The following is a 25822-nucleotide window of genomic DNA, read 5'->3' as shown; positions in this document are numbered from 1 at the left end:
AAGCCTTTCGACGGGCGCAGATTCAACAAGACAGCGCCTGAATATGCCCTTCCCGGGCATATGCCAACAACGACCGATCGCGCGTGATCAGCCGATAGCCGTATTCGCGGGCGGTCGCAGCGATGATCCGATCCGCCGGGTCGCGATGCGGGAAGCTCGGCAGGAACGATGAAGCCACCAGCACATCCGGGGTCAGCGCGGCGAAAGGTAGGCCAGAAATTCCCCTGTCACCTCCGCCGTCGCGATCGTCGCACAGTAACGAGCGCAACGGCGGAAATCCAGTTTCGGAGGCAGATAACGGTGCAGCCGTTTGGCCACAGCCGTCTCCATCGGGTGCTACGCCCACACCTCGGCGGCCGTCGCGACGTCGGTCTTCGAAGCCAAGGCGTTCAGCGCGACCTGATGCACGACCGCGCTAGGCGCGGTGCAGAGGTCACTGACGACTTTGACAGTGAGACCATCGGTGGCTCGCGACATCGCGGTGAAGACGACGCAGTTCTGCGTCATCATGCCGGCGATCAGCAGCTGATCGATCCCGTTCAGATGCTGCGCGAGGTCGGTATCCTGAAAGGCATCCGCGACATGTTTGGTCACGACCGGCGCATCGCCGGCTGCCGCGACAATCGCCGGACGGATCGCAACGCCGACGCTACCTGCCACGAACGGCCCGGCCGCCGCAGTCGAGACGTGCTGCACGAGAATGATGCGATTGCCGGCAGCCCGCGCCTTGCCGATTGCCGCGATGAGACGCGCCTCGGTCTCCTCGGCTTGCCACAGCGGCAACGCGCCGCCTGCGAAGTAGTCGTTCTGAATGTCGATCACGAGAAGTGCGCGTGCCATCGGTATCTCCCTGGTTGGCTGCGAAGACGTCCCGTTGGTCTAGGCAATGGCATCGCCTCGGATCAGTGGCCCGATAGACATTCTTCGGCTAAATTGGGCCAATGCGGATCGCCATTCTCGCCTACGACCGGATCAGCCCATTCATGCTGTCAACGCCGCTTGCGGTGTTCGGCGAGCCGTTTCTCGCCGGCGGCCATCGGGTCGATGTCTGTGCGGAACAGCCGCGTTTCTCAGCGACCGGCGGCCTGACGATCGAAGCCCCCCAGCCGCTCGCAGCCGCACGGGACGCCGACGCCGTCATCCTGCCGGGCTGGCGTGCTGCGGAGGAGCCGGTGCCCCCGGCAATCACCTCTGAACTCCGCGCCGCCGAGGCGCGCGGTGCGATCGTGGTCGGACTGTGCCTCGGCGCATTCGGCCTTGCCGAGGCAGGTCTGCTCGATGGGCGCCGCGCAACCACGCACTGGGCCTGCGTCGAGATTTTCGCGAAACGCTACCCGCAAGTCGCCGTCGATCCAGGCGCTCTGTTCGTCGACGAGGGGCACATCCTGACTTCGGCAGGTGTCGCGTCCGGTCTCGATTGTTGCCTGCACCTGCTGGCCCGGATCTCCGGCATAGCCGAAGCTAACCGCATCGCCCGGCATCTCGTGGTGGCGCCGCAGCGTGCGGGAGAGCAGCCGCAACTGATCGAACGCCCTGCGATCGGCTCGTCTGCCGATCGCAGGGTCACCGATATTCTGGAGAGGCTTCGTGCGGATCCGGCGTCCGCGCCATCGCTCGATGAACTGGCGCTGCGCGCCGGCATGAGCCGCCGCAGCCTCACCCGCCACATCCGTGCACGCACTGGAAGCAATCTCGGCGACTGGCTGCGCCGCGTCCGCCTGGCGCGAGCGCAAGACCTTCTGGCAGGCGGCGCGCGCGGGCTGGAAGACATCGCCGCGCGCTGCGGCTTTCCGGATGCCGCCGCGCTACGCACGGCGTTCCGCACCGAACTCGGCATTACGCCGCGGCAATGGCTGGCACGGCAACGCCTCGACTAACGCGCTCTCGACTGACGCCGCTAATGCGGCACTGATGTCGTTACGGCGTCGAAGGTGAGCGTGAACCAAGTGCCCTGCCCGCGGATCGACTTGGCGTCGAACGCGACGTTGCGGGCATTCTCTTTCAGCGTCTGTAGGATCAGCGCGCCGAGCTTACGTGGCGATGGCCACTCCTGCCCTTCCGGCAGCCCGACGCCGTCGTCCGACACCACCACCGAGACACGGCCGGCAACGACGCTGCAGATCACCTTGATGCGGCCGCCACTGCGGCCAACGAAGGCGTATTTCAGAGCATTGGTCAGCATCTCGTTGACCAGCAAACCGGCCGGCATCGCGATGTTCACCGACAGCGGACAATAAGCAGTGCTGACCTCGTAGGCGACCTCGTCGCGGCCGTGAGCCTGCATCACCGCAGTAGTGACGTCAGACAAGTATTGCCCGAGATCGATATCGTTGCCGCCGGCGTTCTCCGCAGACAGGATGCGATACAGCGCGGTGAGCGCGTCGATCCGGCTGGCGAGCCGCGCCAACGCAACAGTTTCGCCTTCGGCAGCCGAGCGTGCCTCGAGCCGCACCAACGCGGTCACGAGTTGGAGATTGTTCTTTACCCGGTGCTGCAGCTCGCGCATCAGCGTATCGCGTTCGCGGATCTGGGTTTCGAACCGCTCGATCTGCGCGCGCTCGCGGCCGCCGACGTCGACCAACGCGGCGATCCGAAAGCTCTCCAAACCGTCCTCGCTCTCGATCACCGACGCATAGGCCTGCACGATCAGGACACGATCGGATGGAGCAAGTGGGCGGAACACGCCGAGAAAATCTTCGCCGACCCGGATCGCGGAGCCGAGCGTCTTGGCAGGATCGTCTTCGCTGACCAGCATGTCGAGGCAGGTCCAGCCCTGTCCCTCGACATCGGCAGCGGCCAATTCCAGGAGCGCCTCGAAGGCCTTGTTGATGTAGGCGATACGCTGCTCGTCGAGACTGCCACGCGACACTGCAACCGCGACAGGGACATTGTCGAGCAGGTGCTTATAGCGGTCGTTTTCGATCGCGACGGCGATCTCCGACGAACCCAAAATTCCGTCTACGCCTTGCGGAGACGGCACCCCTTCGTCAGCGCTCATTCAACCATCCTGCCCCGCCGAAGAATGACCGCAGCGCGGAAGAAACGCAACGCAAAACCGCCTCGCGCGCAGACGCTCAGGCCCACCACTTCTGCGGCACAAACCGACCAGCCGACTGCTCGATCACCTCGCCGACCGAGAACAATGTCTCCTCGTCGAACGGCCGGCCGATCAGTTGCAGCCCGAGCGGCAATCCTTGCGAGTCGCGGCCCGCGGGAACCGCGATCCCCGGCAGGCCGGCCATGTTCACCGTCACGGTGAAGATGTCGTTCAGATACATCTCGACCGGATCGGCGCCGCCCTTCTCGCCAATGCCGAACGCCGCAGACGGCGTCGCCGGGGTCAGGATCGCCGAGACGCCCTGATCGAAGCATTGCTCGAAGTCTCGCTTGATCAGCGTGCGGACTTTTTGGGCGCGGAGATAATAGGCGTCGTAATAGCCCGCCGACAGCACATAGGTGCCGATCATGATCCGGCGCTTGACCTCGGCGCCGAAGCCAGCGGCACGGGTATTTTCGTACATCTCAACGACGTTGCGGCCGTTGACGCGCGTGCCGTAGCGGACGCCGTCGTAGCGCGCGAGGTTGGACGAGGCTTCGGCCGGCGCCACGATGTAATAGGCCGGCAACGCGTATTTGGTGTGCGGCAGCGACACTTCGACCAGCTCGGCACCCCCCGCCTTCAGCCACTCGGCGCCCTGGTTCCACAGCTTCTCTATTTCGGCCGGCATACCTTCGAGCCGGTACTCCTTCGGAATACCGATCTTCATTCCCTTCACCGAGCCGCCGATCGCGGCCTCGTAATTGGGCACCGGCCGATCGACCGAGGTGGCGTCCTTCGGATCATGGCCAGCCATCGAGCGCAGCAGGATCGCGGAGTCGCGCACAGTGCGCGCGATCGGACCGGCCTGATCCAGCGAGGACGCGAACGCCACGATGCCCCAGCGCGAGCAGCGGCCGTAGGTCGGCTTGATGCCGACCGTGCCGGTGAACGCGGCCGGCTGCCGGATCGAGCCGCCGGTGTCGGTCGCGGTGGCGCCGAGGCACAGGCTTGCCGCTACCGCGGCGGCCGAACCACCGGACGAGCCGCCCGGCACCAGTTTGGCGTCGGAGCCAGCACGGCGCCACGGATTGACGACAGGACCGAAGCACGAGGTCTCGTTCGACGAGCCCATCGCAAATTCGTCGTTGTTGAGCTTGCCGAGCAGCACCGCGCCGTCGCGCCAGAGCTGCGACGTGACGGTCGACTCGTAGGTCGGCTTGAAGTCGCCGAGGATTTTGGAGCACGCCGTAGTTCGCGTGCCCTGGGTGGCGAACAGATCCTTGATCCCAAGCGGAATGCCGGCGAGCGGACCGCCCTCGCCTTTGGCGATCTGCGCATCAGCGGCCTGCGCCATGCGCCGCGCCTCGTCCGGCGTCTCGACCACATAGGCGTTGAGCACGCGCGCCGCTTCGATCGCGGCGAGGTGGGCGTCGGTCAGTTCGACCGCGGTGAAGGACTTGTTTGCGAGGCCATCGCGGGCCTCGGCCAGCGTCAGCGAAGTCAGGTCGGTCATGGTTCAGGGCACGCCAGAATAGAAGCCGGCGACAGGCCGGTCACGGGCGCCGCGGATCGTGCGGCTCTGCTCAGCGCTGGCTAGCACAGCGCCTGCGGGAAATGAAGCGATTGCACCGATTTGCCCGTCGGTTACAGTCCGACCATTGACGGCAAGATTATTGTAGTTACATAATTCAATGGCAATCACGTTTGATCCGGCAAAGCGGGATTGGACCCGGCGGCATCGCGGTCTCGATTTTGCCGCGGATGCTGCAACGGCGTTTGCCGGACGCATCGTGACGAAGCTCGACGACCGATTTGACTACGGTGAGAGCCGTTACATCACGGCCGGATATGTTGGTTCACGCATGGTCGTGATTGTCTGGACGCCTCGCAACGGCGGTCGTCACGTGATTTCAATGAGGTACTGTCATGCCAAGGAAGAAGTCCGCTGGGCCGCGCTCTTTCGGCGAACCTCTGACTGACGATCCAGACGATGCCCCGGAACTGCTCGACGAGTTTTTCCGGACAGGTGAGATCCGCGTCGACGGCAAGATCGTCCGCCGCGGACGTCCACCGCTCGGGACACAACCGAAAAGCTCCGTGACGCTGCGGCTGGATGCCGATGTCCTGGATGCCTATCGCGCTTTGGGCCGTGGCTGGCAGTCGCAGATCAACGCCGACCTGCGCCGGGTGCGGAAGCTGAAGAAGGCCTGATCTCTACTTATTGACCGGGCTGCAGAAGAACGGCGACAGCGTCTTGTCGTTCTCGGGCGCGTCGCGCTTGGCCTTGTCGGCGGCCTGCAACTGGTCGAGCACCGCATCCATCGCCTTATCGGCGTCGACGACCTTGCCCTGCCGCCCCATCGCGTCGAGGTAATCCATGTAGGCCTGATAGGCCTTCTCGTCGTCGCACAGCAGGCACATCGGCGCGTCCTTTATTCGACCACCTTCGGCACCAGGAAGAAGTGCTCCTCGGTCGCCGGGGCATTGGCCACCACCTGATCGGCGATATCGCCATCAGTGACAACGTCGGCGCGCTTCTTCATCTGCATCGGCGTCACCGAGGTCATCGGCTCGACGCCCTCGACGTTCACTTCCGAAAGCTGCTCGACGAAGGCCAACATCGCGTTGAGCTCACCCTGCAGATGCGGCACTTCATCGTCGGTCACGGCGATCCGCGCCAGATGCGCGATGCGGCGAACGGTGGCGGCATCGACCGACATAATATGGGGCCCTTCTTCGAGATATCGACCTGCGCCGTATAGCAGAGCCCGGTTTCTCGTCGCAACCTCGGTGCGCGGGCCCGCCGGTTCAGCCCGCGAGCTGGCTGAGCCGCGCCAGCGCTGCGCCGGCCAACGCCCGGGTGAGTTCGGCTGCCGGCATGTCGCGGCCGAGCCGGACCGCCTGCCCGGCCCACAGATTGGTGAAGTCGGTCTTGCCGTGCTGTTCAGCGGCCGACTTCAGCGGCCCCAGGGCCGAGGCCGCATGCGGGAATGCCGGCGCGTCCGGCGACACCGGTCCGACCTCGCGCATCAGACGATTGCCGACGCCGCGCGCCGGCCGGCCGGTCATCACATTGGTGATCACGGTTGCTTCGTCGGTGCCCTGCGCGAGCTGCGCCCGCACCAGGGCACTGGTCCGAGCTTCGCGGCAGCGCAGATACGCGGTGCCGATCTGCACGCCGGCGGCGCCGAGCGCGAACGCCGCCGCGATGCCGCGGCCATCGGCGATGCCGCCCGCCGCGATCACCGGCACCCGCACCGAATCGACCACCTGCGGCAGCAGCGCGAACAATCCCGGCTGCTGCGCAATGTCGTCGGTCATGAACATGCCGCGGTGGCCGCCGGCTTCGGCGCCCTGCACGATCACCGCGTCGACGCCATGCTCTTCCAGCCAGATCGCCTCGCGCACGATCGTGGCGGATGCGATCACCTTGGCGCCGGTCGCCTTGACGCGGTCGAGTAGCGCGGCTTCAGGCAGACCGAAATGGAAGCTGACGACCTCGGGCTTCAGCTCCTCGACCAGCGCGCACATTGCCGCATCGAACGGCGCCCGGCTCGCCGCCGGCGCCGGCATCGCCGGGTCGAGCCCAAGCTCGGTGAAGTAAGGCGTCAGCCGCTTGCGCCAGACTTGCTCGCGCGCCGCATCCGGCGTCACCGCCTGATGACAGAAGAAGTTCAGATTGATCGGCGCGGCGATCTGTTGCCGAAAAATCCCGACCTGCTCGCGCGCTTTGTCCGGCGACAGCATCGCGCACGGCAGCGAGGCCAGCGCCCCGCCGCGCGCCGCGGCAACGGCGAGTTCCGCATCCATCGCGCCCGCCATCGGGGCGAGCAGAATCGGACATTCGATAGCGAACAGGTCGAGGAGACGGCGATCCGGCCACATGATCAGGCTCTCGCGATTGTAGGGGGAGCGGCGCAGCCTCGTTGCCCGCCGAGCCCCTTTTACACACCGCCTCGTGGCTCGGCTATGGCGCCTCACGCCCCGCACGACGGACCAATGGATGTTTTGGCAAGTCGGCCGCGCGTGCTATGCGGGCGTCATGCCTGCCCTGATCCTCCCTCTGATCGAAGCCGCCGCACATTGGCCGGCGCGCGGTGCCCTGCTCGGGCTCGACCTCGGTACCAAGACGATCGGCGTCGCCGCGTCAGATCCGGACCGCAAGCTCGCCACCGGCGTCGAGACCATTGCCCGCAAGGCGTTCACCGCCGATGCTGCGCGCCTGCTGGCGCTCGCGGCCGAACGCACCGCCTGCGGGTTCGTGCTCGGCCTGCCGCTCAACATGGACGGCAGCGAGGGCCCGCGCGCCCAATCGACCCGCGCCTTCGCCCGCAACCTCGCAAAACTCACCGAACTGCCGATCGGGTTCTGGGACGAGCGGCTGTCGACCGCCGCGGTCGAGCGCGAGCTGATTGCCAACGACGTCAGCCGGGCGAAACGGGCCAAGGTGATCGACGAACACGCCGCGATCTTCATCCTGCAGGGCGCGCTCGACCGGCTCGCGGCACTGCGCCGCGCCGAGTGACCAGCGACGGGAACGATCCGATGAATTGCGTGTGCGGCTCGGGAAAGACTTACGATGACTGCTGCGGCCCCCTGCTCGCCCGGACCCGGCCTGCAGCTTCGCCCGAGGCGCTGATGCGGTCGCGCTATGCGGCCTACGCGCTGAAGGACTTCGACTACATCGTCGAGACCACCGATCCGGAGCGGCGCGATCTGTTCGATCACGACGTCAACCGCGCCTGGATGGAGGAGTCCGACTTTCTCGAACTACGGGTGCTCGGCAGTAGCGAGAAAGGCAGCCGCGGCACCGTCGAGTTCATCGCCCGCTTCCGCCGCGGCAGCGGCCCCGAGCAGAGCCATCACGAGCGCTCGCAATTCCGCAAAACCCGTGGCCGCTGGTACTTCTCGGAAGGCGAAGCGGTCGACTGATCACTTGCGCTCCCGTCATCGCGAGGAGCGAAGCGACGAAGCGATCCAAAAACGCAAGGCACTGAGCCTCTGGATTGCTTCGCTCGCAATTACGGAGTTATCGCTTCCGCAAAAGCACCCGCCGCCTCACATCTCCGGCAGCACGCGCCCCAGCAGTCCCTTGGCAACATCGGTGGGAATATCGGCGGCGCCGTACAGCGTCGCCGGCTCGGGCGCCAGCCGGGTGCGCGCGAACATCTCGGCATGCGGCGGGTGGATTTCGTTGAGGGCTGCTGCGGCGGCGAGCTTGGCCAACATCTCGACGGCCAGCCGCGCGGTGCGCTCGTTATCGACCTGCAGAAGTGCCCGCGCGATCAGGCCGGCCGCCGTCGGCCCGCCGGTGAGCGCCGAGGTATCCTGAATCAACGCTTGCAGCACTTCAGTGCCGGCGTCGCTCTCCCGCGAGATCGCGCGCAACACGTCCAGGCACATTACGTTGCCGGAGCCTTCCCAGATCGCATTGACCGGCGCCTCACGATAATGCCGCGTCAGGATGCCCTCCTCGACGTAGCCGTTTCCGCCGAGGCATTCCATCGCTTCGTACACGAATGGTGGCGCCGACTTGCAGATCCAGTACTTCACCGCCGGCGTCAGCAGCCGCATATAGGCGGCTTCGAACGGATCGTTCGGCGCCTCGTCGAAGGCGCGGCACAGCCGCATCACCAGCGCGACCGAAGCCTCGACCTGCAGCGCCATGTCGGCGAGCACCGACACCATCAGCGAATGGTCGGCGAGCCGCTTGTCGAACACGGTGCGGTGCCGGGTGTGGTGTACCGCATGCGCCAGCGACGAGCGCATCAGGCCGGCAGAGGCAATCGCGCAGTCCTGCCGGGTGAGCTGCACCATCTGAATGATGGTGCGGATACCACGGCCGGGCTCGCCGACCGGCAGCGCATAGGCGCCGGTGAACTCGACCTCCGACGACGCATTGGAGCGGTTGCCGAGCTTGTCCTTCAGCCGCTGGAACCGGATCTCGTTGATCGATCCATCCGGCTGAAAGCGGGGCATGAAAAAGCAGCTCAGTCCCTCGTCGGCCTGCGCCAGCACCAGGAAGGCGTCGCACATCGGCGCCGACATGAACCATTTGTGGCCGACGATGCGGTACGCGTCACCATCGCGGATCGCGCGTGTGGTGTTGGTGCGGACATCGGTGCCGCCCTGCTTCTCGGTCATCCCCATGCCGATGCTCATGCCGCGTTTGGCGGTCCGTGGCGCGAAGCTCGGATCGTACTGGCGCGTGCCGAGCACCGGCATCACCTGCGCCAGCAGGTCGGGCTGCGAGCCGAGCGCGGCGACCGACGCGCGTGTCATCGTCACCGGACAGAGGTGACCGGTCTCGACCTGAGCGGCCATGTAGAACTTCGCCGCGCGAACCACTTCCGAGGCATTGCCGGCGGGCTTGCCGTGTGCGTCCCAGGTGGAGTTGTGCAGGCCGGCCTTGAAGCTCTCCGCCATCAGCTCGTGATACGACGGATGGAATTCGACCTGATCGCGGCGCACGCCCTTGGCGTCGAAGGTTTTCAGCTTCGGGGTGTATTCGTTGGCGAGACGGCCGCGTTCGGCCATCTCGGTGGTGCCCCAGGCCTTGCCGAAGGCTTCGAGTTCGACATGCGCATTGGCACCCTGATTGAAGGTGACCGCCTCGAGCAACGGCCGGTCGGCGCCGAACAGGTCGAGGTCCGGAAGCGGCGGCGACTGGTTGAACACCTCGTGGGTGGCGAAGGAAGGCTGCGTCATGTCGGTCCTGGAGCGGTGCGGATTCGCGCGCATGTTACGCAGAAAACCGCCCCGAGGACACGGCGGATCGCCGCGCCCTCACTTCATCCGTTCGCGCGCCGCCTTGAAGCCGGTGACGAAACGGGCCAGCGTGTGCGAGGTGGCGCCGCGTGGCAGCATCACTTCGATCAGCGAGAACACCCCGCGCCGCTCGACTGCGCGGGCGAGCGCCGCGGCGAGTTCGGCGCGCGTCGTCACGCGCTCGCCGACCCCGCCGATCGACTTGGCGATGTCGGCGAAATGCCAGTCGTCGAGATCGTTGAACTTCGATTCCGGCTGGAACACCCGGAGCATTTCCCAGCTGCAATTGTTGAACAGCACCACGATCGGATCGAGCCCGTAGCGCTTGCAGTTGCCGAGCTCCCAGCCGGTCATCTGGAACGCGCCGTCGCCGACCAGCACCAGCGGTCGTAGGCCGGTCGCAGCAACACCGATACCGGCCGGCACGCCGAACCCCATGCCGGCATAGTATCCTGGTGCCGCCAACGCGGTATTGTCGATCTCCATCGCGGTGAACAGGCAATCGCCGATGTCGGCGGTCATCGGCATCTTGCCATACCGGTCGAACAGATCGTTGATCGCGGTGGCGATATCCGACGGCGCGATCGGCGATGCGTCGAGGGTCAACCCACGCGGATAGGCCATCCCCTTCCCGACATTGCGCGGTCGCGGTGGATGCTGCGCGGCGTGGGCGTCGAGGCCGGCGATCAGATCGGCCAGCGGCAGATCGCGATAAACATGATGACCGATCTGCACCTCGCGTCCGGTTGCCAGCACGGTGCGGCGCGGATCGGTCATGTTGGAGGACAGCGCGAAATTGGTGTCGGACAGGATGACACCGAACATCAGCACCAGGTCGGCGCTCTCGACCAGTGCCGACAGGTCCGGATCGCCGGCAGCGCCGAGATAGGTGCCGGCCACCACGTCATCGGCGCCCTCGAGCAGGCCGCGGCCCATGAACGTCGTCACCACCGGCAGGCCGAGCTTGCGGGCCAGCGCGGCGACCTGCTGCTCGACGCCGTAGCGGCGGATCTCGACGTCGACCACCATCACCGGTGACTTCGCCCTGGCGATGCGATCCAGGATTTCTTCGGCGCACTCCTCCAGCGCGCCAGCGTCGGCCTCCCGCCGCGGCAGCTTCGGCACCGGGTCGACCTTGGCGTCGACCATGTCGCGCGGAAATTCGATGTACACCGGCAGCGAAAATTCGAGTGCGCTCCGAAGCACCCGCGCGATCTCGGCCGGCGCTGTCACGGGATCGCTCAGCACGGCCTGATCGCAGGTGACTTCCTTGAATACCGCAAGCTGGGAATCGACGGTGCGGACCTGATGATGCAGCAGATAGCCGCTGGTGCGCTCGCGCGCGCCGGGCGCACCGGCGATCACCACCACCGGCGAGCGCTCGGCATAGGCGCCAGCGATCGAGTTGACGAGGTTGAACGCGCCGGCCCCGTAGGTCACCACCGCGACGCCGATGCTGCCGCGATAGCGCGACGCCGCATCGGCTGCGAACCCGACCGCCGGCTCGTGGCTCATGGTGAAATACGGCAAGCCTCCGCTTTCCTCGATCACCTTGAAGAACGGCAGCACGAAATCGCCGGGGATGCCGAAGATCTCCCGGGCACCGTGATCCTTGAGGGCGTCGAGCAGCGCGGTCGCAAGCGTCGGCATGGCGGTTCCTGACTGGGCACGAAAAGCGCCGGACCGCTTTACCAGAGCTTCCGACTTTCGACCAACCGGATGCCCGTTGGAAACGCTGGACGGCCGAAATGCCGGCTGTTCCACAACGCCGGGGGATTATTCCGCGCCGCGTCCCGTTGGCGCTTGCCCGGCTATCCAACACTCCCTATAGCTCTTGCTTTAATGACCCCCGCCCCAAAATCGACTTTCGTCCTCGGTCACCGGCATCTGCTGGGAATCGAAGGGCTTTCCGCCGCCGACATCACCGGCCTGCTCGACCTCTCCGAGGAGTATGTCGAGCTCAACCGGCAGGTCGACAAGAAGCGCACCTCTTTGCGCGGCCGCACCCAGGTCAATCTGTTCTTCGAAGCGTCCACCAGGACGCAGTCGTCGTTCGAGATCGCCGGCAAGCGGCTCGGCGCCGACGTGATGAACATGAGCGTGTCCTCGTCCTCGATGCGCAAGGGCGAGACGCTGATGGACACCGCGGTGACGCTGAATGCGATGCACCCGGACATCCTGGTGGTCCGCCATCACGCCTCCGGCGCGGTGGAACTGCTGGCGCGCAAGGTCGACGGCTCGGTGATCAACGCCGGCGACGGCGCGCACGAGCATCCGACACAGGCGCTGCTCGACGCGCTCACGATCCGCCGCAACAAGGGCCGGCTCGAAGGCCTGGTGGTGGCGATCTGCGGTGACGTGATGCATTCGCGCGTCGCCCGCTCCAACATCCTGCTGCTGAACACGATGGGCGCCCGCGTCCGTATCGTCGCCCCCTCCACGCTGCTGCCGGCCGGAATCGAGCGGCTCGGCGTCGAAGTGGCGCGCGACATGCGCGAAGGGCTCGACGGCGCCGACATCGTGATGATGCTGCGGCTGCAGCGCGAGCGCATGAACGGCTCGTTCGTGCCCTCCTCGGCCGAGTACTTCAACTATTTCGGGCTCGACCAGAAGAAGCTGTCCTACGCCAAGCCGGACGCGCTTGTGATGCATCCGGGTCCGATGAACCGCGGCGTCGAGATCGATTCGATCGTCGCCGACGGCGCCCAGTCGGTGATCCGCGAACAAGTCGAAATGGGCGTGGCAGTGCGCATGGCGGTGCTCGAAGCGCTCGCCCGCAACCTGCCGAATGCCTGATGCCGGAACGGGAAACAACATGCTGACCGACCGCCGCCCGATCCTGCTCGCCAACGCCCGCCTGATCGACCCCTCACGCGACTTCGACGGCATCGGTGACGTGCTGATCGCCGACGGCGTCATCCGTGATGCCCGCCGCGGCATCGGCGCTGCCGGCGTCCCTGAAGGCACCGACATCGTCAATTGCGCCGGCATGGTGGTCGCGCCCGGTCTGGTCGACATGCGCGCCTTCGTCGGCGAGCCCGGTGCCAGCCACCGCGAGACCTTCGCGTCCGCCAGCCAGGCCGCGGCCGCCGGCGGCATCACCACCATCGTCTGCCAGCCCAACACCAGCCCGGTGATCGACAATTCGGCGACGGTCGACTTCGTGATGCGCCGCGCCCGCGACACTGCGATCGTCAACATCCACCCGATGGCCGCGATCACCAAGGGCCTCGCCGGCGCCGAAATGACCGAGATAGGCCTGTTGAAGGCCGCCGGTGCGGTGGCATTCAGCGACGGCGACCTCAGCATCACCAACGCGCAGGTGATGCGCCGCGCGCTGACCTACGCGCGCGATTTCGATGCGCTGATCGTGCATCACACCGAGGATCCGGACCTCGTCGGCGAAGGCGTGATGAACGAAGGCGAGTTCGCCACCCGGCTCGGCCTCGCCGGGATTCCGAATGCCGCCGAGACGGTGATGCTGGAGCGCGACATCCGCCTGGTGATGCTGACCCGTGGTCGCTATCACGCCGCGTCGCTGACCTGCATCGAGTCGCTGGAGATCATGAAGCGCGCCCGCGACCTCGGCCTTCCGGTGTCGGCATCGGTGTCGATCAACCACGTCGCGCTGAACGAGAACGACATCGGGCCGTATCGCACCTTCCTCAAGCTGGCGCCGCCGCTGCGCACCGAGGACGACCGCAAGGCATTGATCGCGGCGCTCGCCTCCGGGCTGATCGACGTGGTGATGTCGGACCACAATCCGCAGGACGTCGAGGTCAAGCGACTGCCGTTCGCCGAGGCCGCGGCCGGCGCGATCGGACTCGAGACGATGCTGCCGGCCGGGCTGCGGCTGGTGCACGCTGGCGAACTCGATTTGCTGAGCCTGATCCGCGCGATGTCGACCCGTCCGGCCGAACTGCTCGGCCTGCCCGGCGGCACGCTGCGCGCAGGCAGCCCCGCCGACCTGATCGTGATCGATCCCGACGTGCCATGGCTGGTCGATCCCGACGAACTGAAATCGAAGTGCAAGAATACGCCGTTCGACGAAGCGCGGTTCTCCGGCCGGGTGATCCGCACCATCGTCGGCGGACGCACCGTCTACGAGCATGTGTGAGATTTGAAGGCTTGGTCGAGGGCGCCGCTTGAACAAGGCCTTTCGATCCGTCATTGCGAGCGCAGCGAAGCAATCCAGAAATGCAGAGTACGGAATTAGATTGCTTCTCGCTTCGCTCCTCGCAATGACGGGGAGAGACTGACGTCATTGCCGCGCTAGAGTGTTTGGAGAGTTGTGATGATCGGGATCTACATCGCCGCGCTGGTGATCGGTTATCTGTTCGGCTCGATCCCGTTCGGCCTGATCCTCACCAAGATCGCCGGTACCCAGGATCTGCGCTCGATCGGCTCCGGCAATATCGGCGCCACTAACGTGCTGCGAACCGGCCGCAAAGGCCTCGCCGCGGCGACCCTGCTGCTCGATGCGCTGAAGGGCACCGCCGCTGTCATCCTGGCCGCCTATCTCGCCTCCGGCACCGACGCGATCGCCGCTAACGCCGCGATGCTGGCGGCGCTCGGCGCCTTCCTCGGCCATCTGTTTCCGGTGTGGCTGAAGTTCAAAGGCGGCAAGGGCGTTGCCGTCTATATCGGCGTGCTGATCGGACTGTTCTGGCCGGCTGCGGTGGTGTTCTGCCTGATGTGGCTCGCCACCGCCTTCACCTCGCGCTACTCGTCATTGTCGGCGCTGGTCGCAAGCTTCGTCACCCCGATCTTCCTGTGGTGGTTCGGCCACGACACCCTCGCCTCGCTGTTTGCCGTGCTGACCCTGCTGCTGTTCTGGATGCACCGCGAAAACATCAAGCGGCTGCAGGCCGGCACCGAGGGTAAGATCGGCGAGAAGAAGTAGTTACTTATGTTGCTTCTCTTGATCGACCAGACCGCTTAGGACTAGCTCTCTCGCAAGTTGGCGACAATTGAGACCGACTTGATGGCGGACGATATCCCAGAAATACAGTTGAAGAAGTCGCTCTTGGTAAGACTTCAATACTCCGAATTCACCATGGTGAATGAGGCTATTGCGCATGCCTGAAATTTCGCCGAACAGCAAATAGTCGTCAGCAAATTTCTTGTTTGAATTGCCATAAGCCTTTGAAAGGCTAGTCCTTATGGCATCATTCTTACCCCCAACGATGATTTCCAACGCTATCCAGTAGCTCGAAAAGCGGAAAGCCTCATTTCTTTGGCTGAGCGCCATATCGAAAAAATCACACGCACGCTGAAATCGTATTCGATAAGGGAGCTGTTGACGAACGAGCCTCCCTAGAATTTCGTTAACGAGAGAAGCATCAAAAATCTTGAAGAAATCGCCGTACAACGGCACGCGCACCGCTTCACTGGTGAGCGAGACAACACCTTCAATGTCAAAATCAAAATCAGCAATCCAAGCATAGAATGGCAGTTTGCCTAGGGACAAAGCGATTAGACTTCGCAGGAAACTGATCGCCTGGAAGCTGCTGAAGTAGTTAGTTTCTCCATCATTTCGGCTTACGGGCGCGACGATCGCCAGATAGTCGCAGTCCGGGAGGCGTAGATTTTCAATCTGAAACTGTAGTTTGAGCTGCCCCTCCTCTTGGACCAATATCGGGTTCGCGCGATATGGAACTAACGAAGCCAGTTTTCCAACGATCATCGTCGCCGGCACGTTCCCGGGAAAAGCATCGGCCGTGAGGCTGATTTCGTTCATGAACGTCAGAGCCTTGTCAGGCTCAGGGGGAACAAAACTGTACAGCTTGCCGTGAAATTGACTGTAGTTTGCATTCCGTTGTGCAAACGAGTGGGCGATATCTCGAAGAGAGAGCTCTTTCATTTCCACGTCGCGTTCCTCTGCGAGCATCAATATTGTTTCAGTTTAGCGCCTTCTTGTACTCTCTTATAAGTTGCGCGACACTCCTCTGGGGGTGTGCGTGGGCGAGCCGATTACCAGTTCGGGGACAACCGTTCTCACTGAGGCGCAGCGGATCGACTGGCTGCGGCTGATCCGCGCCGAGAATGTCGGCCCTCGCACCTTTCGGTCGCTGATCAATCATTTCGGCTCGGCGCGTGTGGCGCTGGAGCGGTTGCCGGAGCTGGCGCGGCGGGGCGGCGCGGCGCGGGCCGGTCGTATCCCATCCGAAGACGAAGCGCGGCGTGAGATCGAGGGCGGCCGCCGGATCGGCGTCGAGCTGGTGGCACCGGGCGAGACCGGCTACCCGCCGCGGCTGGCGACGATCGATGATGCCCCGCCGCTGCTCGGCGTCCACGCCCTGCCCGATGCGCTCGCCGTGATGGCACGGCCGATGATCGCGATCGTCGGCTCGCGCAACGCGTCCGGCGCCGGGCTGAAATTCGCCGGCCAGCTCGCCGCCGATCTCGGCGCCGCTGGTTTCGTGGTGATCTCCGGCCTTGCCCGCGGCATCGACCAGGCGGCGCATCGGGCGAGCCTGGCCAGCGGCACTGTCGCGGTGCTGGCCGGCGGCCACGACAAGATCTATCCGGCCGAGCATGAGGATCTGCTGCTGGACATCATCCAGGCACGCTGCGCGGCGATCTCCGAGATGCCGCTCGGCCATGTCCCACGTGGCAAGGACTTTCCCCGCCGCAACCGGCTGATCTCGGGCGCCTCGGTCGGGGTCGCGGTGATCGAGGCGGCCTATCGCTCGGGCTCGCTGATCACCGCCCGCCGCGCCGCAGATCAAGGCCGCGAGGTGTTCGCCGTGCCGGGCTCGCCGCTCGATCCGCGCGCCGCCGGCACCAACGACCTGATCAAGCAAGGCGCAACGCTGATCACCTCGGCCGCCGACATCGTCGCGGCAGTCGCATCAATCCTGGAGCGGCCGCTGGAGACGCCTGGCCGCGAGCCGGAGCACGCTCCTCCCACCGGCGAGCCCGACGCCGGCGACCGTACCCGCATCCTGTCGCTGCTCGGCCCGAGCCCGGTCGGGATCGACGACCTGATCCGATTGAGCGGCATCTCGCCAGCCGTGGTACGCACCGTCCTGCTCGAACTCGAACTCGCCGGCCGGCTGGAACGACACGGCGGCGGGCTGGTGTCACTGAGCTGAACGTCAGCGGGTCTCACGCTCATCGAACGCCTGCCTCGCCGTCTCGATCTCCGGCAAATGCGCGAGCGCCCAGGTGCCGAGCGCCTGTATCGGATGGCTGAGGCCGTGGCCGAGCGGCGTCAGTTCGTAGTCGACCCGCGGCGGCACGGTCGGAAACACGGTCCGGGTGACCAGACCGTCGCGTTCGAGCCCGCGCAGCGTCAAGGTCAACATCCGCTGCGAAATCCCGCCGACCATCCGCTTCAGCTCATTGAAGCGGCGCGGCCGCTCGCGCAGCAGCATGATCACCAGCACGGTCCATTTGTCACCGACCCGCGACAGCACCGAATTGACGCCGCGGCAGTCTGTATGGGCACTGCCCCCGTGTGGCGCAGGCACATCGCTGTGCCCGGGCACATCGCTGTGCGCAGGCAAATCGGTGTGCGCGGGTTTCAAAATAGTGCCTTCTTGTGCCATTTGGGCAGTCACTCATAGTGCGTCAGTTACAAATCTATACCAAGGATGACGCCAATGAAACTGCTTCACATCGACTCCAGCGTACTGGGCTCCAACTCCGTCAGCCGGCAGGTCACCGCTGCCATAGTCGACCGGCTCCGCCAGGCGCAGCCGGGCCTGGCCGTCACCTACCGCGATGTCACGGCCGAGCCACTGCATCACCTATCCGGCTTGCATGTCGCCGCGGCCCATGGCGCCGCGCCGGAGCCGTCGCTGCAGCCCGACCTCGCCGCCGGGCAAAACGTACTGGAAGAATTTCTTGCCGCCGACATCGTGCTGATCGGCGCACCGATGTACAACTTCACTGTCCCGAGCCAGCTCAAGGCCTGGATCGATCGCATCCTCGTCCGAGGCAAGACGTTCAGCTATGGGCCGGGCGGCGTTCAAGGTCTGGCGGGCGGCAAACGCGTGATCGTCGCAGTGTCACGCGGCGGGTTCTACGGCGCAGACACGCCGATGGCGGCCGGCGAACATCTGGAAAGCTATCTGCGGTTCGTGTTCGGCTTCATCGGCGTCACCGATCCGGAGATCATCTCGGCTGACGGCATCCAGGTGGGGCCGGAACATCGCGAGAAGGCGCTGGAGGCGGCGCTGTCGGCCGCCGCCGGCCTGCAGGCCGCCTGACGACAGCCGGCCCGGGCGCCGGGCGCGGGGCTTGACGAGACATCGGGCGGTTTGCCATCTGGCACGCCGCCCTGTCCCCCCGAGCGCCCACCGCCGATGCTGTTCTACGAACCGCTTTTTCTGACGGTCTTTCCGGCGGTCTACGCGCTGTATCTGGCGGTGACCAACAAGATCGCACGCAAATGGGTCCTGCTGGTCGCCAGCCTGCTGTTTTACAGCTGGGGCGAGCCGCTGTTCGTCCCGGTGCTGCTGGTGTCGGCACTGATCGACTACGCGCTGACCGCGCGGCTGCATCGCTCGGACTCCGAGCACGAACGCCGGCTGCTGCTGACGCTCGGAGTCGCCTGCAATCTCGCCGTCCTGGTGTTCTACAAATACACCGACTTTCTGATCGCCAATTTCGACGCTCTGCTTCAGCCGGCATTCGGCTGGCGGATTCAGTTGCTCGGTATCGCGCTGCCGATCGGCGTCTCTTTCGTGGTATTCGAGAAGATCACCTATTTGGTGGATACTTATCGCGGCGTGTCGCCGCCGGCGCGGCGTTTCGCCGACTACTGCCTGTTCGTGCTGTATTTCCCCAAGCTGCTCGCCGGCCCGATCCTGAAATATCACGAGATGGCCGCGCAGATCGCCGCGCCGCCGTCGCCGCGCTGGCGCGATGCCCGCGACGGGCTGGTGCGGTTCTGTATGGGGCTGGCCAAGAAACAGCTGATCGCCGACCCGATGGGCGGCTGCGCCGATCAGATCTTCGGCGCCGATCCGACAATGCTGTCGGCGCCAATGGCCTGGCTCGGCCTGCTCGCCTTCACGCTGCAGATCTTCTTCGATTTCGCCGGCTATTCGGACATGGCGATCGGGCTATCGCGGATGTTCGGCCTGTCGCTGCGCGAAAATTTCAAAGCCCCCTATATCGCCCGATCGATCACCGAATTCTGGCGGCGCTGGCACATCTCGTTGACCACCTGGATCCGCGACTATCTCTACGTGCCGCTCGGCGGCAATCGCCATGGCGCGCTGCGGACCTACGTCAATCTGTGGATCTGCTTTCTGTTGTCGGGGCTGTGGCACGGCGCGAGCTGGAATTTCGTGCTCTGGGGTGCCTGGAACGGGTTGTTTCTGACGCTCGATCGCATCTTCCTGAGCCGTGCGCTGCAGCGGATCGGCCCGGTGCTGGCGACGCTGACAACCTTCCTGCTGGTGATGATCGGCTGGTCGATCTTCCGCTCCCCCTCGCTGTCACATCTCGGCCCGTTCTTCGCGGCGCTCGCCGGCGCCTACCATCAGGCGGCGCCGATCGTGCTGGCGCCCGAGGTGCCGTGGGCGGCGGCGGCCGGGCTGATCGTATCGTTCACACCGGGCCTGCCCGGCTATCGCCATCTGCAGGCCGCCTATTATTCGCTATGGGCCGTGCGCTGGCTGGCGCAGGCCGCGATCATCACGCTGGCTGTGGTGGGGATCGCACGGGCCCTCGCGCTGCCGTTCAAGCCGTTCATCTATTTCCGGTTCTGAAGCGATGGCGATCAACAAGCACATCACACGAACCGTCTGGGCACTGATCTTCACCGTGCTGCTCGCGCTGCCGGTCGTGACGGCGTGGAATCTGATCGCCGCACCGATGAATCCGCGCTTGCTTGCGATCATCGGCAAGAGGCTCGGCGGCGTCACCGCCAAAGACCCGCTCGACTGGTCGTGGAAGGCGGTCAGCGACGCCACATTGCAGAAGGCGCTGGCGCTGCGGGTGACCGAGGCCAATCCGCTGCGGCCACTGTTGATCCGCAGCTACAACCAGCTTCGCGCCTCTCTGTTCGACGAACTGACCGCACAGGGGCTGGTCCGCGGCACCGATCGGCAGTTGCTCGAGACCTTCTATCTCGACGACTACTGCCAGCGGACCGTCGGCATGGCCGACGAACGCGCCCACGACAGGATCCCGCTGCTGAAGGACATTCAGGATTTCTACCGCTCGCGTGGCGGCGTCTTCCTGTTCGTCGTCACCCCGTCGAAGCTCGGCTACATGCCGGAAGCGTTCACCGGCACCCGCCCCTGCCCGAGCACGGAAGCGGCCCGCAACGAGCTGCGGCCGCGTTACGTCGACCTGCTTCGGCAGGCGGGCGTCGAGGTCTTCGACGCCGCCGCGCTGATCTATGCGCAGCGGCGTGCCCAGGCCATGCCTCTGTTTCCGCGCAACGGCGCGCATTGGAATGATCTTGGGCTTGCGATCGCCAGCGTTGCGATCCTGAATCGGCTGAACGAGGTGGCCGGCCGCACCGTCGCAGCGCCGCTGACCTATTCGATCACGATCGACGACCAGGCCACCGAACGCGACATCGATCTGATCGGCTTCCAGAACCAGTTGCTCGATCCGCCCCCGATCCGGACGCCCCACGTACAGTACCGCTCAGGGATCGACTGCAACACGTTCTCCGGCCGCGACGCGAACGCAGCCATCGTCGGCGGGTCGTTCATTCGAATGACTGCCGAGATCCTGATCCGCGACGCCTGCATGGCCCGGCTCGACTCCTACTTCTATCTCAAGCTCGAGCGTGAGGGCGGTGTCCCGTTCCGAACGCTCGATCGCGACCTCGGTCCAGCCCAGCTCGCCCGGCTGCGCGACGTCCAAATTCTGATCCTGGAAGAGAATGAGTCGTTCCTGGGCAAGTCCGCCCACGTTCGCGCGCTGCACAGCATCCTGATGCAACGCTGAGCTGAGGCAAACACCTTCCCCAAAAAGCCAACGGCCCGAAGCGGTGAGCTCCGAGCCATTGTCCAGGAGCGGACGTACATCCGGCCCGCCCCGACGTTCGAATCGTGGACTGGTTCGGTTAATTAGAGGTTAACTGCGAACGCCTCGTGACAGCGGTTGCCGATGAAGGACATTTCCAGGCTTGATGCCGTTCAAAGCTCAACCAAAATTCGAGGAGCCGCGAAAGAATCCTTCGTCATGAATGGGATCTCGGAACTTGTTCAATCTCCGCTGGAATTGCGCCTCCGACGGACGACCTCCCTTGCCTCCATCCGCGCCATGTCGAGCAAATAGCAAACCATGTCGAGGCGATGCGCCTGGGCAACCTGAATGAGCTGCCCGGTCGCTTCGGACAGGTATTGGGCTGCTTCAACGGGCCCGCCATCTCGTGGCCGGGCAGAACGCGAGTTTCGGTGGCTCTCGGACGGCGACGTCATCGGGCACCATTCCTGTACAGAATCGAACACTCCAATTAGGAGCAATTGAGATGGTATACACGTATAAGTTGTACACCTCTAGGTTTATGTTTGGTGAATTTCATGCGTGAGTGGAGTTGATTTCGCGCCGGTTCCCCGAGCGGCCATTTGACAGCGCACCCGTCACCACCCATGTTCCGGGCAATCTGGCCGGCGCGAGTCTCGCAGACCGGCCTTTTTCTCTTCATTCTGACGCCTGGAATGCGATGAACCTCGTCATTGTCGAGTCGCCGGCGAAGGCCAAGACGATCAACAAATATCTCGGCTCGTCCTACGAGGTTCTGGCCTCGTTCGGGCATGTGCGCGACTTGCCGGCGAAGAACGGATCGGTCGACCCGGACGCCGACTTTCAGATGATCTGGGAGGTCGACCCGAAAGCCGCGAGCCGGCTCAATGACATCGCCAAGGCTCTGAAAGGTGCAGACAAACTGATCCTCGCAACCGACCCTGATCGTGAGGGCGAGGCGATCTCCTGGCATGTCCTGGAGGTGATGAAGCAAAAGCGTGCGCTGAAGGACCAACAGGTCGAGCGCGTGGTGTTCAACGCCATCACCAAGCAGTCGGTCACCGACGCGATGAAGCACCCGCGTCAGATCGATGGTGCGCTGGTCGACGCCTATATGGCGCGCCGGGCGCTCGACTATCTGGTCGGCTTCACCCTCTCCCCGGTGCTGTGGCGCAAGCTGCCCGGCGCCCGGTCCGCCGGCCGCGTGCAGTCGGTGGCGCTGCGTCTGGTGTGCGACCGCGAAACCGAAATCGAGAAGTTCGTCCCCCGAGAATACTGGTCGCTGATCGCCACTCTGGCGACGCCGCGCGGCGATACCTTCGAGGCGCGGCTGGTCGGCGCCGACGGCAAGAAGATCCAGCGGCTCGACATTGGCAACGGCGCCGAGGCCGAGGATTTCAAAAAGGCGATCGAGGCAGCGAATTTCCGCGTCTCTACCGTCGAAGCCAAGCCGGCGCGCCGCAATCCCTACGCTCCCTTCACCACCTCGACGCTGCAGCAGGAAGCCAGCCGCAAGCTCGGCTTCGCGCCGGCCCATACCATGCGGGTGGCGCAGCGGCTGTACGAAGGCGTCGATATCGGCGGCGAGACCGTCGGTCTCATCACTTATATGCGTACCGACGGCGTGCAGATCGACCCGTCCGCCATCACCCAGGCGCGCAAGGTGATCGCCGAGGACTTCGGCAACGCCTATGTGCCGGAGGCACCGCGTCAGTACACGGCGAAAGCCAAGAACGCGCAGGAAGCCCACGAAGCGATCCGCCCGACCGACCTGTCGCGCCGGCCGTCCGACGTCAGCCGCAACCTCGATTCCGACCAGGCCCGGCTGTACGAGCTGATCTGGATCCGCACCGTCGCCAGCCAGATGGAATCCGCCGAGCTGGAGCGCACCACCGTCGACATCGAGGCGAAAGCTGGGTCGCGCTTGCTGGAGCTGCGCGCCACCGGTCAGGTAGTGAAGTTCGACGGCTTCCTCGCCGCCTATCAGGAAGGCCGCGACGACGATTCCGAGGACGAGGATTCCCGCCGACTCCCCGCGATGAGCGAGAACGAGACGCTGAAGCGCGAGGCGCTTGCCGTCACCCAGCATTTCACCGAGCCGCCGCCACGGTTTTCTGAAGCCTCGCTGGTGAAGCGGATGGAAGAGCTCGGCATCGGCCGGCCCTCGACCTACGCCTCCATTCTGCAGGTGCTGAAGGATCGCGGCTACGTCCGGCTGGAGAAGAAGCGGCTGCATGGCGAGGACAAAGGCCGCGTCGTGGTCGCGTTCCTGGAGAGCTTCTTCACCCGCTACGTCGAATACGACTTCACCGCCGGGCTCGAAGAAGACCTCGACCGCATCTCCAATAATGAAGTGTCCTGGAAACAGGTGCTGAGCGACTTCTGGCGCGACTTCATCGGCGCGGTCGACGAGATCAAGGATCTGCGCGTCGCCCAGGTGCTCGACGTGCTCGACGAGATGCTCGGGCCGCACATCTACCCGGCGCGCGAGGACGGCGGCGATCCGCGGCAATGCCCGAGCTGCGGCACCGGCAAGCTCAATCTGAAAGCCGGCAAGTTCGGCGCCTTCGTCGGCTGCTCGAACTATCCGGAATGCCGCTACACCCGGCCGCTCGCCTCCGACAGCGCCGGCGATGCCGACCGCGTGCTCGGCACCGATCCCGACAGCGGCCTCGAGGTCGCGGTGAAGTCCGGCCGGTTCGGCCCCTACATCCAGCTCGGCGAGACCAAGGATTACGGCGAAGGCGAAAAGCCGAAGCGGGCCGGCATTCCGAAGGGCACCTCGCCGTCCGATGTCGATCTCGAAATGGCGCTCAAGCTGCTGGCGCTGCCGCGCGAAGTCGGCAAGCATCCGGAGACCGGGCAGCCGATCAAGGCCGGCATCGGCCGGTTCGGCCCCTATGTGCAGCACGAGAAGACCTATGCCAGCCTCGAAGCCGGCGACGACGTCCACACCATCGGCCTGAACCGCGCGGTGACGCTGATTGCCGAGAAGGTCGCCAAGGGCCCGAGCAAGGGCCGCTTCGGTTCTGATCCCGGCAAGGCGCTGGGCGACCATCCGAGCCTCGGCGCGGTCGCGGTGAAGAAGGGCCGCTACGGTGCTTACGTCACCGCCGGCGGAGTCAACGCCACGATTCCGAACGACAAGACCGAAGATACCATCACCCTGCCCGAAGCGATCACGCTGCTCGACGAGCGCGCCGCCAAGGGCGGCGGCAAGGCCAAGAAGGCACCGGCGAAGAAGGCCGCTGCCAAGAAGGCGGATGCCGACGGCAAGGCCAAGCCGGTGAAGAAGGCCGCCGCCAAGAAGGCCAAGCCGAAGGCCGAAAGCGCCGCCGCCAGCAAGGCGCGCGCGCCGGTCGCGGCGAAGAAGGCGGCGAAGAAGGCCGCCAAGCCCAAAGACGCGGCCAAGAGCAGCGCCGCCAAGAACGGATAGATGTGAGCAAGCCGCGCGACGCGAAGTTTCCGGACAAGGCCACCCTCCTCGCCTTCATCCGCGCCCACCCCGGCAAGGTCGGCACCCGGGAGATCGCGCGCGAATACGGCCTGAAGAATGCCGACCGCGCCGAGCTGAAGCGGATGCTGCGCGAGCTTGCCGACGGCGGAAGCATCCGCAAGAGCGGGCGCCGCAAGGTCTCGGAGCCGGCCACGCTGCCCCCGACCTTGCTGGCGGACATCGTCTCGCGCGACACCGACGGCGAACTGATCGCCACGCCGTCCGAATGGGACGAGCAGGACGGCGACGCGCCGAAGATCCGCATCCACACGCCGCGCCGGATCAAACCCGGCACCGCAGCGGGGATTGGTGATCGCGCGCTGTTGCATGTCGAAGCAGCCGCCCCGCACGAGTCCGGCCCGGCTTATGTCGGCCGCGTCATCCGTGTGCTCGAACGCGGCAAGGCCCGTATCCTCGGGATCTTCCGCGCGCTGCCGCAGGGCGGCGGCCGGATGGTGCCGGTCGACAAGAAGCAAGCCGGGCGCGAACTCAACATCGCGGCGCACGATGCCGGCGGCGCGCAGGATGGCGATCTCGTCAGCGTCGACCTGATCCGCACCCGCGGCTATGGCCTCGCCTCCGGCCGCGTCAAGGAAAGGCTCGGCTCGCTCGCCAGCGAAAAGGCGATCAGCCTGATCGCGATCCACACCCACGATATCCCGCAAGACTTCTCCTCGGCGGCGATCCGCGAGTCCGAGGCTGCGGAGCCGGCAACGCTCAAAGGCCGCGAAGACTGGCGCGAGCTGCCGCTGGTCACGATCGATCCGCCCGACGCCAAGGACCACGACGACGCGGTCCATGCCGAGCCGGACCCCGCCCCCAACAACAAGGGCGGCGTGATCCTGCACGTCGCAATCGCCGACGTCGCTTACTACGTGCGCCCCGGCTCGGCGCTCGATCGCGATGCGCTGCGCCGCGGCAATTCGGTGTACTTTCCCGATCGCGTCGTGCCTATGCTGCCGGAACGGATCTCCAACGACCTGTGTTCGCTCAAGCCGGGCGAGCCGCGCGGCGCCCTCGCCGTCCGCATGGTGATCGACGCGCAGGGACGCAAGCGCTCGCATTCGTTCCACCGAATCCTGATGCGCTCGGCGGCGAAGCTGAGCTACGCGCAGGCCCAGGCCGCGATCGACGGCAAGCCGGACGATGTCACCGACCCGTTGCTCGAGCCCATCCTGAAGCCGCTGTACGACGCCTATGCGGTGGTCAAGCGCGGTCGCGACGAGCGCGATCCGCTCGACCTCGATCTGCCCGAGCGCAAGATTGTTCTAAAGCCGGACGGCACCGTCGACCGCGTCATCGTCCCGGAACGGCTCGATGCACACCGGCTGATCGAAGAGTTCATGATCCTCGCCAACGTCGCCGCCGCCGAGATGCTGGAGAAGAAGGCGCTGCCGCTGATCTACCGGGTGCACGACGAGCCTAGCGTCGAGAAGGTCCACAACCTCGTCGACTTTCTGAAAACGCTCGATCTATCATTCGCCAAAGGCGGCGCGCTGCGGCCGGCGCAATTCAACCGCATCCTGGCGATGGTCAAAGGCGAGGACTCCGAGCCGCTGGTCAATGAAGTCGTGCTG

Annotated in this window: 25 protein-coding genes; 14 read left to right on the top strand and 11 right to left on the bottom strand. The window is 65.1% G+C overall.

The window, feature by feature from the left end; genetic code table 11:
* Nucleotides 1-22: 22 nt before the first annotated feature.
* On the bottom strand, nucleotides 23-268 hold the full coding sequence (locus DY468_RS02580) for a PIN domain-containing protein (RefSeq protein WP_164602101.1): 246 nt from the start codon (nucleotides 266-268) through the stop codon (nucleotides 23-25).
* Nucleotides 269-336: 68 nt separating this feature from the next.
* The gene (locus tag DY468_RS02575; RefSeq protein WP_164602099.1) at nucleotides 337-840 is read right to left on the bottom strand and encodes a cysteine hydrolase family protein; all 504 of its coding nucleotides are present in this window, start codon (nucleotides 838-840) and stop codon (nucleotides 337-339) included.
* A gap of 101 nt (nucleotides 841-941) precedes the next feature.
* Here DY468_RS02575 and DY468_RS02570 point away from each other — a divergent pair, with 101 nt between their 5' ends.
* The gene (locus DY468_RS02570) at nucleotides 942-1877 is read left to right on the top strand and encodes a GlxA family transcriptional regulator (RefSeq protein WP_205511834.1); all 936 of its coding nucleotides are present in this window, start codon (nucleotides 942-944) and stop codon (nucleotides 1875-1877) included.
* A 20-nt stretch (nucleotides 1878-1897) separates the two neighbouring features.
* On the opposite strand, the gene DY468_RS02565 is transcribed toward DY468_RS02570, so the two are convergent.
* Both DY468_RS02565 and gatA read right to left on the bottom strand, forming a co-directional pair.
* Complete coding sequence (locus DY468_RS02565; protein ID WP_164602097.1) at nucleotides 1898-2998, bottom strand: sensor histidine kinase; 1101 nt, start codon at nucleotides 2996-2998, stop codon at nucleotides 1898-1900.
* 76 nt (nucleotides 2999-3074) lie between these two features.
* Nucleotides 3075-4553 carry an Asp-tRNA(Asn)/Glu-tRNA(Gln) amidotransferase subunit GatA gene (gatA, locus tag DY468_RS02560; protein ID WP_164602095.1) on the bottom strand — a complete coding sequence of 493 codons (1479 nt, stop codon included), beginning with the start codon at nucleotides 4551-4553 and terminating at the stop codon, nucleotides 3075-3077.
* Nucleotides 4554-4731: 178 nt separating this feature from the next.
* Between gatA and DY468_RS02555 the strand changes: the two genes are divergently transcribed.
* The gene (locus tag DY468_RS02555) at nucleotides 4732-5019 is read left to right on the top strand and encodes a BrnT family toxin (RefSeq protein WP_164602093.1); all 288 of its coding nucleotides are present in this window, start codon (nucleotides 4732-4734) and stop codon (nucleotides 5017-5019) included.
* The gene (locus tag DY468_RS02550; RefSeq protein WP_011158654.1) at nucleotides 4967-5251 is read left to right on the top strand and encodes a BrnA antitoxin family protein; all 285 of its coding nucleotides are present in this window, start codon (nucleotides 4967-4969) and stop codon (nucleotides 5249-5251) included. The genes DY468_RS02555 and DY468_RS02550 overlap by 53 nt, the downstream gene beginning before the upstream one ends.
* A gap of 3 nt (nucleotides 5252-5254) precedes the next feature.
* On the opposite strand, the gene DY468_RS02545 is transcribed toward DY468_RS02550, so the two are convergent.
* The 3 genes from DY468_RS02545 to DY468_RS02535 form a co-directional block, all read right to left on the bottom strand.
* Entirely contained in the window at nucleotides 5255-5461 is a 207-nt protein-coding gene (locus DY468_RS02545) for a hypothetical protein (protein ID WP_164602091.1), read from the bottom strand.
* A gap of 11 nt (nucleotides 5462-5472) precedes the next feature.
* Nucleotides 5473-5760 carry an Asp-tRNA(Asn)/Glu-tRNA(Gln) amidotransferase subunit GatC gene (gatC, locus tag DY468_RS02540; RefSeq protein ID WP_164602089.1) on the bottom strand — a complete coding sequence of 96 codons (288 nt, stop codon included), beginning with the start codon at nucleotides 5758-5760 and terminating at the stop codon, nucleotides 5473-5475.
* Between the two features lie 88 nt (nucleotides 5761-5848).
* Nucleotides 5849-6925, bottom strand: a complete 1077-nt coding sequence (locus tag DY468_RS02535; RefSeq protein WP_164602087.1) for an NAD(P)H-dependent flavin oxidoreductase — start codon at nucleotides 6923-6925, stop codon at nucleotides 5849-5851.
* A 157-nt stretch (nucleotides 6926-7082) separates the two neighbouring features.
* Between DY468_RS02535 and ruvX the strand changes: the two genes are divergently transcribed.
* Both ruvX and DY468_RS02525 read left to right on the top strand, forming a co-directional pair.
* The gene (gene ruvX, locus DY468_RS02530; RefSeq protein ID WP_164602085.1) at nucleotides 7083-7565 is read left to right on the top strand and encodes a Holliday junction resolvase RuvX; all 483 of its coding nucleotides are present in this window, start codon (nucleotides 7083-7085) and stop codon (nucleotides 7563-7565) included.
* A gap of 20 nt (nucleotides 7566-7585) precedes the next feature.
* Entirely contained in the window at nucleotides 7586-7972 is a 387-nt protein-coding gene (locus tag DY468_RS02525; RefSeq protein WP_164602083.1) for a YchJ family protein, read from the top strand.
* A 126-nt stretch (nucleotides 7973-8098) separates the two neighbouring features.
* Here DY468_RS02525 and DY468_RS02520 read toward each other — a convergent pair whose 3' ends face one another.
* Both DY468_RS02520 and ipdC read right to left on the bottom strand, forming a co-directional pair.
* Nucleotides 8099-9748 (bottom strand): acyl-CoA dehydrogenase family protein, encoded by a 1650-nt coding sequence (locus DY468_RS02520; protein WP_164602082.1) that lies wholly within the window; start codon nucleotides 9746-9748, stop codon nucleotides 8099-8101.
* Nucleotides 9749-9826: 78 nt separating this feature from the next.
* Complete coding sequence (gene ipdC / locus DY468_RS02515) at nucleotides 9827-11458, bottom strand: indolepyruvate/phenylpyruvate decarboxylase (RefSeq protein WP_164602080.1); 1632 nt, start codon at nucleotides 11456-11458, stop codon at nucleotides 9827-9829.
* 192 nt (nucleotides 11459-11650) lie between these two features.
* Between ipdC and DY468_RS02510 the strand changes: the two genes are divergently transcribed.
* From DY468_RS02510 to plsY, 3 genes are all read left to right on the top strand, one after another.
* Nucleotides 11651-12604 carry an aspartate carbamoyltransferase catalytic subunit gene (locus tag DY468_RS02510; protein WP_164602078.1) on the top strand — a complete coding sequence of 318 codons (954 nt, stop codon included), beginning with the start codon at nucleotides 11651-11653 and terminating at the stop codon, nucleotides 12602-12604.
* 19 nt (nucleotides 12605-12623) lie between these two features.
* Nucleotides 12624-13925 (top strand): dihydroorotase, encoded by a 1302-nt coding sequence (locus DY468_RS02505; protein ID WP_164602076.1) that lies wholly within the window; start codon nucleotides 12624-12626, stop codon nucleotides 13923-13925.
* 174 nt (nucleotides 13926-14099) lie between these two features.
* Nucleotides 14100-14711, top strand: coding sequence for a glycerol-3-phosphate 1-O-acyltransferase PlsY (gene plsY, locus DY468_RS02500; RefSeq protein WP_164602074.1), 612 nt, complete (start codon nucleotides 14100-14102; stop codon nucleotides 14709-14711).
* Here the strand turns inward: plsY and DY468_RS02495 are convergent, their stop codons facing one another.
* A complete protein-coding gene (locus DY468_RS02495; RefSeq protein WP_164602072.1) occupies nucleotides 14712-15677 on the bottom strand; it encodes a HEPN domain-containing protein in 966 nt (321 codons plus the stop codon).
* Nucleotides 15678-15768: 91 nt separating this feature from the next.
* On the opposite strand from DY468_RS02495, the gene dprA reads away from it, so the two are divergent.
* Complete coding sequence (gene dprA, locus DY468_RS02490) at nucleotides 15769-16905, top strand: DNA-processing protein DprA (RefSeq protein WP_164602070.1); 1137 nt, start codon at nucleotides 15769-15771, stop codon at nucleotides 16903-16905.
* A 3-nt stretch (nucleotides 16906-16908) separates the two neighbouring features.
* On the opposite strand, the gene DY468_RS02485 is transcribed toward dprA, so the two are convergent.
* Entirely contained in the window at nucleotides 16909-17361 is a 453-nt protein-coding gene (locus DY468_RS02485) for a winged helix-turn-helix transcriptional regulator (protein ID WP_164602068.1), read from the bottom strand.
* Nucleotides 17362-17415: 54 nt separating this feature from the next.
* Between DY468_RS02485 and DY468_RS02480 the strand changes: the two genes are divergently transcribed.
* From DY468_RS02480 to DY468_RS02460, 5 genes are all read left to right on the top strand, one after another.
* Complete coding sequence (locus tag DY468_RS02480) at nucleotides 17416-18024, top strand: FMN-dependent NADH-azoreductase (protein WP_164602066.1); 609 nt, start codon at nucleotides 17416-17418, stop codon at nucleotides 18022-18024.
* 96 nt (nucleotides 18025-18120) lie between these two features.
* Entirely contained in the window at nucleotides 18121-19533 is a 1413-nt protein-coding gene (locus DY468_RS02475) for an MBOAT family O-acyltransferase (protein WP_164602064.1), read from the top strand.
* Nucleotides 19534-19537: 4 nt separating this feature from the next.
* The gene (locus DY468_RS02470; RefSeq protein WP_164602062.1) at nucleotides 19538-20728 is read left to right on the top strand and encodes an alginate O-acetyltransferase AlgX-related protein; all 1191 of its coding nucleotides are present in this window, start codon (nucleotides 19538-19540) and stop codon (nucleotides 20726-20728) included.
* A 721-nt stretch (nucleotides 20729-21449) separates the two neighbouring features.
* The gene (topA, locus tag DY468_RS02465) at nucleotides 21450-24185 is read left to right on the top strand and encodes a type I DNA topoisomerase (protein WP_164602060.1); all 2736 of its coding nucleotides are present in this window, start codon (nucleotides 21450-21452) and stop codon (nucleotides 24183-24185) included.
* A gap of 2 nt (nucleotides 24186-24187) precedes the next feature.
* The coding region (locus DY468_RS02460; protein WP_164602058.1) for a ribonuclease R family protein at nucleotides 24188-25822 on the top strand (1635 nt) is incomplete at its 3' end.

The organism is Rhodopseudomonas sp. BR0M22 (genome assembly GCF_010907035.1).
GTDB lineage: Bacteria > Pseudomonadota > Alphaproteobacteria > Rhizobiales > Xanthobacteraceae > Rhodopseudomonas.
This window is presented reverse-complemented; position numbering and strand designations above follow the sequence as displayed.